Genomic DNA, 7,177 nt, shown 5'->3' on the forward strand with positions numbered 1-7,177 from the left:
ACAATTCACTCTTGTACAAGCCAACATATGTATAATACTCCGATTTATACGTATGAGCCCGTTGACCGTTTCAAATTCGGCAAGTAAAGTCATTTTACCCCAAAATGCACAACGTGCCCCACACCGACCTATTGAAAAACTTCCCATGTAAAAAAAACGATCCACCTCCCCTGGAGGCGAACCGTCTCTCTCTGATCCGATGCTATTCACATTCTTCTGTTATATAAAACCTTTATGCGTTTCCGGCAAGCTGTGCGATTAGCTCATACGAGTGCAAACGTGCCTGATGATCATAGATCATCGACGTAATAATCAGTTCATCTGCTTGCGTCTGGCGAATAAAGGACTCCAGCTGTTCCTTCACTTTCTCCGGTGAACCGTTCACCGCAGCTTTCAGTGTTTGAGCTACAGCCACTTGTTCCCGATCTGTCCACTTGCCATCCATCACTGCTGGCGGCTGTACAAGTCCTGTTGTCCCGCGGATAATGTTCAGGAACTGTTGTTGCATCGTCGTTCCCAGCCACGCAGCCTCTTCATCGGTATCTGCCACCACGGCATTCACCCCTACGATAACATAAGGCTCCTTCAGACTCTCCGACGGCTGGAAGCTGCTGCGGTAGGTGTCCAGAGCAATTCGAGTATAATCTGGTGAGAAGTGGCTGGCAAAAGCAAACGGTAGCCCCAGCTGGCCTGCCAGACGTGCGCTGAAATCACTGGAGCCCAGCAGGTAAATCGGGATGTTCAGCCCTTCGCCGGGTACAGCACGTACGGGTGCATGATAAGAAGTTGCCGATGCATCAAAGTACGCTCGCAATTCTGCCAGCAGCTCAGGAAAATCTTCTCCGCTGTTCAGATCTTTGCGCAGTGCAATGGATGTACGGCGGTCACTGCCGGGTGCACGTCCCAGACCCAGATCAATGCGTCCAGGATAAAGGGATTCGAGTGTGCCGAACTGCTCAGCAATAACAAGTGGTGCATGGTTCGGCAGCATAATGCCACCAGAACCTACACGGATGGACTTCGTTCCACCCGCCAGGTGTCCGATGACAACCGAAGTTGCAGACGAGGCAATGCCTGGCATGTTGTGATGCTCAGCTACCCAGTAGCGATGATATCCCCAGCGCTCGGCATGTTGTGCCAGTTCCAGACTGTTGCGAAGTGCATCTGCAGGAGTTGATCCCACTACAACGGGTGCAAGGTCAAGCACGGAAAGTTTGACGTCAGTGACATGTTCTTTATGTTGATGTTCAGTACTCATTAAAGTTCATACTCCTCTGTGATTATATTTTTGCATATCCAGATATATAGATATAATTGAACAAAGTGCACTTAGAAAATGAAACATAACTCTTATGTTTCGAAGACAGATTCTTGTCATACATGTGAAGAAAATACCGGGAGTCCGTGTGGTACACATCACATGTTCTTATAACATATATAGCCGTTCACATCCGGACGGAATCTCCTGCTTGCTGCATATTGCATCCTGGCTTCCGTTCCGGCATCCGGCTTATAACTCATGTTGTACGTACTCGGCAAAAGCCTGAATCGTCTCTTCATTGCGGCGATAGTACGTCCATTGTCCTCTGCGCTCCGATAGCAACAACCCTGCCTTGAGCATCGTCAACAAATAGCTGGAAATTACAGACTGTGCCAGTCCAGCCTTCAATTGAATCGTGCCTACACAGATCCCACTCTTACCGCCATCCGGATGCTGGGATAGCTCGAGGGGGGAGAAGTGCTGCTCCGGGTTTTTCAGCCACAGCAGGATCTGTCTGCGTGTCTCATTAGATAATGCTTTGAAAATGAGTATAGGTTCCATGGGTCGATTATACCCCCTTTCTGACCTTTTGCCAAACCCCATAAACTAACAAACCGACTCATCAAGAGTCGGCTTCGCAATTCACATCTGTTCAATCATATGTTAGAAACGTGTTGTTACCGCCTGTTTCACTTCATCCAGCATTGCTTGATATGCAGCCTCATCCAGATAACCAATACCGCCGAAGAGCAGATGGCCTACTGGCTCGATTCCTACAAAATCAAAAATCCCTGTGTCCGAAGTTAGCTTGAGCGCATCCGTCATACCGATCTGATCATACACATCCTTCGGCGTTCCGTGTGTACTGATCATAAGCCCTTTTTTACCCGTTAACAATTTCTCAATTCCTGCTGCTCCAGATGCATAAGCAAATCCGTAAGCAAACACCCGGTCCACGTATCCTTTCAAAATCGCAGGAAGCCCTGTCCACCAGATTGGATAGATAAACGTAATGGCTTCTGCTTCCGTCACATATTGCTGCTCTGCTGCGATATCTTGCGGAGTCTGTCCTGCACGCATTGAAGCTGTATCCGCCTCAGTCAGTACAGGCTGAAATCCGAGTTGATACAGATCACGCACAACGACCTCATGCCCCTCTGCTTCCAGAGCGGTTACGGCTGTAGTCAAAATGGCTTTATTGAAACTGTCTGTGTGTGGATGAGCATATAAGATAAGATGTTTCATGTTTAATTCCTCCTCAATTGGGTTCAACATATTTTAATTTCGCCTTGTTACTAAAAATTTCAGCTAACATTTCAGCTATCAAACGCCTTTCATATACATAGATATCTATGTATATGAGCAAAAAAACTTCTGCTCCTAACCTTTAAGCAAGCTTCTCATACATCTTTAATGCATTGTATAGAGATCAGCATATAAAGTTAAAAACAGAAGACAGAGTACGCCGACAGTTAAAACCGTCTGACAATCATGGACAATAAGCTCTCCAACTGCTCTGACTGCTCTTCAGACAGATCGGCATAGATCATCTGATTAATCTGATTCGACACTTCGCGAAAGATCGGCTCAAGCTGCTTCCCATTGTCCGTTAGCCGAATCATCGTTACCCGGCTGTCTTCAGCACTCTTGCTACGTTCGACATACCCCAGCTTTTCCAGCTTGTTGACCAGCACTGTTACTGTAGGCTGCGTACGCTGAACGCGTTCAGCCAGCATTTTGATCGATAATGTCTCTTCCCGGTACAAGAACATCAGGACATCTCCATGGGAAGGCACGATGCCTGTTACTTCATGCTGTTCCAGTTCATGAACAATTCGTTTGTTCACATGATCTCTGATGCGTGCAATCATTGCAAAAGCGTTATATTTAAGCATGAAATTATTATACATAGATATCTATGTATTTTCAACTCCTCATTTTTACTAAATTGACTTCCACGCAAAGTGAAACGGCCCTTATACTCTCGTACTAAAAAATATGAGAGTATAAGGGCCGCACATGGTTACAACAGATCCGTTCACAGAAGATTAGTTTACACACAAGAGCCGTTACCTTTGTTCTTTCGTCCAGTGTGATTAATATTTCCCAGCAGTCTGTATGATACTGATGCAGATGGTCTCTATTACATCGATAGATACTTATCGTTATTTAATCCAATGTGTAATTTGCTCAACAGATTGGCGTGATTTCTCCCGATGAGGCTCTTCTGCACGATAACCAAAGGCTGCCATCACTGACACATCCCATGCGCCGTCCTCTAGCAGTCCGGCTTCTTCCAGAATACGATGCACCTCTGCATAGTTGTATCCTTCGATCGGACAAGAATCGATGCCAATCTGAGCCGCCGCGGTCATCATATTACCCAGGGCAATGTATGTTTGTTTAGATGCCCAGTCAAATAATGTTTTCGCATTTTGAAGCAGACCTTGATTATTCTGAAATTTACCGTAAGCTTCACTTGTTAGCTTGAATACATCATCAGGCATGCCCTGAACCTCTTTTAACATGTACGCTGCATAAGGAGAGCTGTAGCTGGCATCCGTACGAGCCAAGATCACAATGAAATGACTGGCTGTGGCTAGCTGACGCTGTGCACCGGACGATACCTCGGATAGACGCTGACGGAAATCAGGATTTTGTACAATGAGAAACTTCCAGGGTTCAAATCCGATGGAACTTGGAGACAAACGGCCTGTTTCAAGGATGAAAGCGAAGTCTTCTTCTGTAATTTTGCGTGACGCGTCAAATAGCTTTGTGGCATGACGAAACTTAAATGCCTGCAAAATCTCTTCTTTTTTCTTTGTCTGCACAGTAACATTCATTCTTCTCCACGTCCTTTGCTTTATATATTATATGCTGAACCCGCATAACTATGGGGTTCGTTTGCTGTTTATGGCTCAGGTATCAGTTTAGATGTTATGCTCCAGATTGAAAAGTACGTACCTTATTGTACCTTGGTTCCTAAAAGTAAGTTTAGTTTTCACCAATTAAACTACTACTATTCCCCTCTGGTAATCATAGTCACTCGCCCATCTTCTTTATATTGTCCGCATTTCTAGTTAAAAAATAAACATAATTCCACACATCATTGCCGTAATCGTCCATCAGACTGGCAAGTGTGTCATTGTTCATGGTCTGGGCCTCTGCCAGAAACGAATAGTCCAACGGATGTTCACCTCACTTAATACGACTAAGCCGAATGCCATCTGGTTCCCTAATTTGCACATTATTTTTTTATATTGTAGCAAAAATAAAAAACAGCATGTCCAGACACACTGAACACGCCATCCTAAAACGTTGAATAATACACATATTAGATTCATAATTATTCTTTCATTGCTACGATCATCAGAAACATCGGTCTTCGATTCTCGTCTGACATCCCTGGAACCTGCTCCATCATCTTCAAAGATGGTTTGGATTCTGCCACCTTTTGAATGATGAATCCCGCACCAATCAATTCATTCAGATGGGTAGCCATGGTCCGATGATACTTCACCACATCATGATCCAAAAAGTTTGCGATCCGCTGTCCTTGCTCATGATAATGATCCACAGGCCAATGCACTTTCTCCCCTTTAGCATCATAATGCCAATCCTGCTCTGCACGAGCGGTGAATATCGGATGTTCAACAGACAGAATGAACGTTCCACCAGAGACTAGACAATAATTGATTTTACGATAAACTTCATGCAAATGTTCGATGTAATGCAGAGCAAGTGAGCTAATAACCACATCGAATTGATTCTGTTCAAAATGAATATCTTCGATGGCCGCCTGCCGATACTCAATCTGTGGATCATCCGTCAGCTCACGCGCACGCCTGAGCATATTTTCGGATAAGTCTACACCGACGACCGAACTCGCCTGTTGTTCTCGCGCATATCGGCAATGCCAGCCAAAACCGCATCCCAAATCAAGTACTCGCTTATCCTTTAAATCGGGTAATAACGTTTGTAATTCATGCCATTCCCCAGCTGCATCTAACCCTTCAACGGAGCGAGCCATCTGGCTATAATTCTGAAAAAACGCCTTATCATCGTATTTATTTTGCTTCATCTGATCTTACCTCCCTGCCTAGCCCTCTCTCATACTTTATCAAATAAACGGTGTGAATTTCAGAAAAGTTGCCATTTGAATTGTACTCATGTTATTATACAGAACGAACGTTCAGTATAATATATTACAATAAACTTTCGCAATTACTAACGGAGGTCATTATGAGTACGAATTGGACGCATCCACTTGAGAGGCAAACGGTAAACCAAGCTTTTATCAGCTATCTGGTACCTTCTGTCTTGGGGATGCTGGTCATCGCATTTAACTTTATTATCGACGGCATTATGGTGGGGCACAAACTTGGGTCAACCGCTATGGCAGGGATCGGCATCGCTTCTCCTGTCTACACGCTATTTGTGGCCATGTCTCTATGGATCGGTATGGGAGGGGCTACATTATACTCTAATCATATGGGAAGGAAGGAGCATAAGAAGGCCAAAGAAGTGTTCACTAAATCCATTATTCTCATTGCACTGATCACGATGGCTATTGGTTACACCGCCTATACGTTCAAAGATAAACTCGTATATACGCTGGGTGCAAATGCCGATACTTTTCCCTTCGCAGCCGACTATATGAATATCATGTTACTTTTTGGGTTTGTTTTTACGATTGAAAATGCATTATCCGTTTTTGTTCGCAACGATGGCGGTCCAAACACCTCAATGTATGCCCAGATTACCTTTGCTGTAGCTAACATTGTGATCAATTATATTACGTTATATGTGCTGGAATGGGGAGTACGCGGGGTTGCACTTGGCACGATTGTCTCAGCCGCTTTGGCGCTGCTTGTGCTGTTCAGTCATTTTTTCAAAAAGTCCAACAATCTTACGTTCACAAGGTTCACATGGAGTACCAAATTGCTTTGGATGATCGCACTTATTGGCTTTCCCAGCTTTCTAGCTGAACTTGGCATGTCCGTCTTTTCGGTCTCACATAACATCTCTATGGAGCGGATCGAAGGTACGGATGGTGTCGCTTCATTTACGGTTTTAAATTACATCCACGGGGTTGTCTTAATGGCATTCCTTGGTCTGGCTTCTGCTGCACAGCCCCTAATCAGTTATTATCATGGTGCACAGCGAGTAAAACGAGTTCAAGAGACCATTCGTATTGCCGTAAAAACAGCCCTAACCTGCGGTCTGGTTCTGCTTCTCATCGTTCAAGTCGGAGCCTCTTATTTTGTGCAGATCTTTGGTAACTTTAGCAACAGTGTAACGGATAGTGCCGTCTACGGTTTGCGCATTTTCACCATTGCTTATGTATTCATGGGAGTAAACTTTGTCATGAGCACGTACTTCCAGTCCATAGGTAACGCTAAAATGGCGATCTGGATCACAGCCGCACGCGAGATGATCATCATGATTGCTTTGATTGCCATTCTTCCTTCGTTCCTGGGTGTTACAGGTGTATGGCTGGCTGTACCCTTATCTGAAATGCTTGTTCTAATCACGATAGCTCTCTATTATCGCAAACGCTCCTTGACCGAGCGGCTCAATCTGTTACAGGCAAAATAATACTATGAAGGTTCGAAAAAGGAACAAATCAAGCAAGCTATGCGATCTATTGCCTCACTTAACAAGTTAAAAGCTTGCTCTAACCCCAACCTGATCTCTGAAGAATTAGGCTGGGGTTAGTCTGTTGTACAGATGAATGAACAATAATATCTACAATAGTACAGGCAAGAATATAGACAATACAAAAAAACACACCTGATTTTCATCAAGTGTGTCTTTGCTATTGCTTGGCGGCGTCCTACTCTCCCAGGACCCTGCGGTCCAAGTACCATCGGCGCTAGAGGGCTTAACGGTCGTGTTCGGGATGGGTACGTGTGG

General features: G+C 44.7%; 8 protein-coding genes and 1 rRNA gene. 1 reads left to right on the forward strand and 8 read right to left on the reverse strand.

All coding sequences use genetic code 11. The annotated features are described in order from the left end of the window. Positions 1–232 precede the first annotated feature (232 nt). The 7 genes from ABIE27_RS30900 to ABIE27_RS30930 all read right to left on the reverse strand — a co-directional run bounded on the left by ABIE27_RS30900 (position 233) and on the right by ABIE27_RS30930 (position 5,342). Entirely contained in the window at positions 233–1,258 is a 1,026-nt protein-coding gene (locus ABIE27_RS30900) for an LLM class flavin-dependent oxidoreductase (RefSeq protein WP_123066817.1), read from the reverse strand. A gap of 252 nt (positions 1,259–1,510) precedes the next feature. Next, complete coding sequence (locus ABIE27_RS30905) at positions 1,511–1,822, reverse strand: ArsR/SmtB family transcription factor (protein WP_123066816.1); 312 nt, start codon at positions 1,820–1,822, stop codon at positions 1,511–1,513. A gap of 102 nt (positions 1,823–1,924) precedes the next feature. Continuing rightward, positions 1,925–2,506, reverse strand: a complete 582-nt coding sequence (locus ABIE27_RS30910) for an NAD(P)H-dependent oxidoreductase (protein ID WP_429352218.1) — start codon at positions 2,504–2,506, stop codon at positions 1,925–1,927. A 227-nt stretch (positions 2,507–2,733) separates the two neighbouring features. Continuing rightward, complete coding sequence (locus tag ABIE27_RS30915; RefSeq protein WP_429352219.1) at positions 2,734–3,171, reverse strand: MarR family winged helix-turn-helix transcriptional regulator; 438 nt, start codon at positions 3,169–3,171, stop codon at positions 2,734–2,736. 255 nt (positions 3,172–3,426) lie between these two features. After that, the gene (locus ABIE27_RS30920) at positions 3,427–4,104 is read right to left on the reverse strand and encodes an NAD(P)H-dependent oxidoreductase (RefSeq protein ID WP_123066814.1); all 678 of its coding nucleotides are present in this window, start codon (positions 4,102–4,104) and stop codon (positions 3,427–3,429) included. Between the two features lie 199 nt (positions 4,105–4,303). Continuing rightward, positions 4,304–4,447, reverse strand: coding sequence for a hypothetical protein (locus ABIE27_RS30925; RefSeq protein WP_161557040.1), 144 nt, complete (start codon positions 4,445–4,447; stop codon positions 4,304–4,306). 160 nt (positions 4,448–4,607) lie between these two features. Beyond that, the gene (locus ABIE27_RS30930; RefSeq protein ID WP_123066813.1) at positions 4,608–5,342 is read right to left on the reverse strand and encodes a class I SAM-dependent methyltransferase; all 735 of its coding nucleotides are present in this window, start codon (positions 5,340–5,342) and stop codon (positions 4,608–4,610) included. Between the two features lie 161 nt (positions 5,343–5,503). On the opposite strand from ABIE27_RS30930, the gene ABIE27_RS30935 reads away from it, so the two are divergent. After that, the gene (locus ABIE27_RS30935; RefSeq protein WP_123066812.1) at positions 5,504–6,859 is read left to right on the forward strand and encodes an MATE family efflux transporter; all 1,356 of its coding nucleotides are present in this window, start codon (positions 5,504–5,506) and stop codon (positions 6,857–6,859) included. A gap of 225 nt (positions 6,860–7,084) precedes the next feature. On the opposite strand, the gene rrf is transcribed toward ABIE27_RS30935, so the two are convergent. Continuing rightward, positions 7,085–7,177, reverse strand: a 5S ribosomal RNA gene (rrf, locus tag ABIE27_RS30940); the annotation flags it as partial.

The organism is Paenibacillus sp. 4624 (assembly GCF_050435065.1).
In the GTDB taxonomy this organism is placed as follows: domain Bacteria; phylum Bacillota; class Bacilli; order Paenibacillales; family Paenibacillaceae; genus Paenibacillus; species Paenibacillus amylolyticus_D.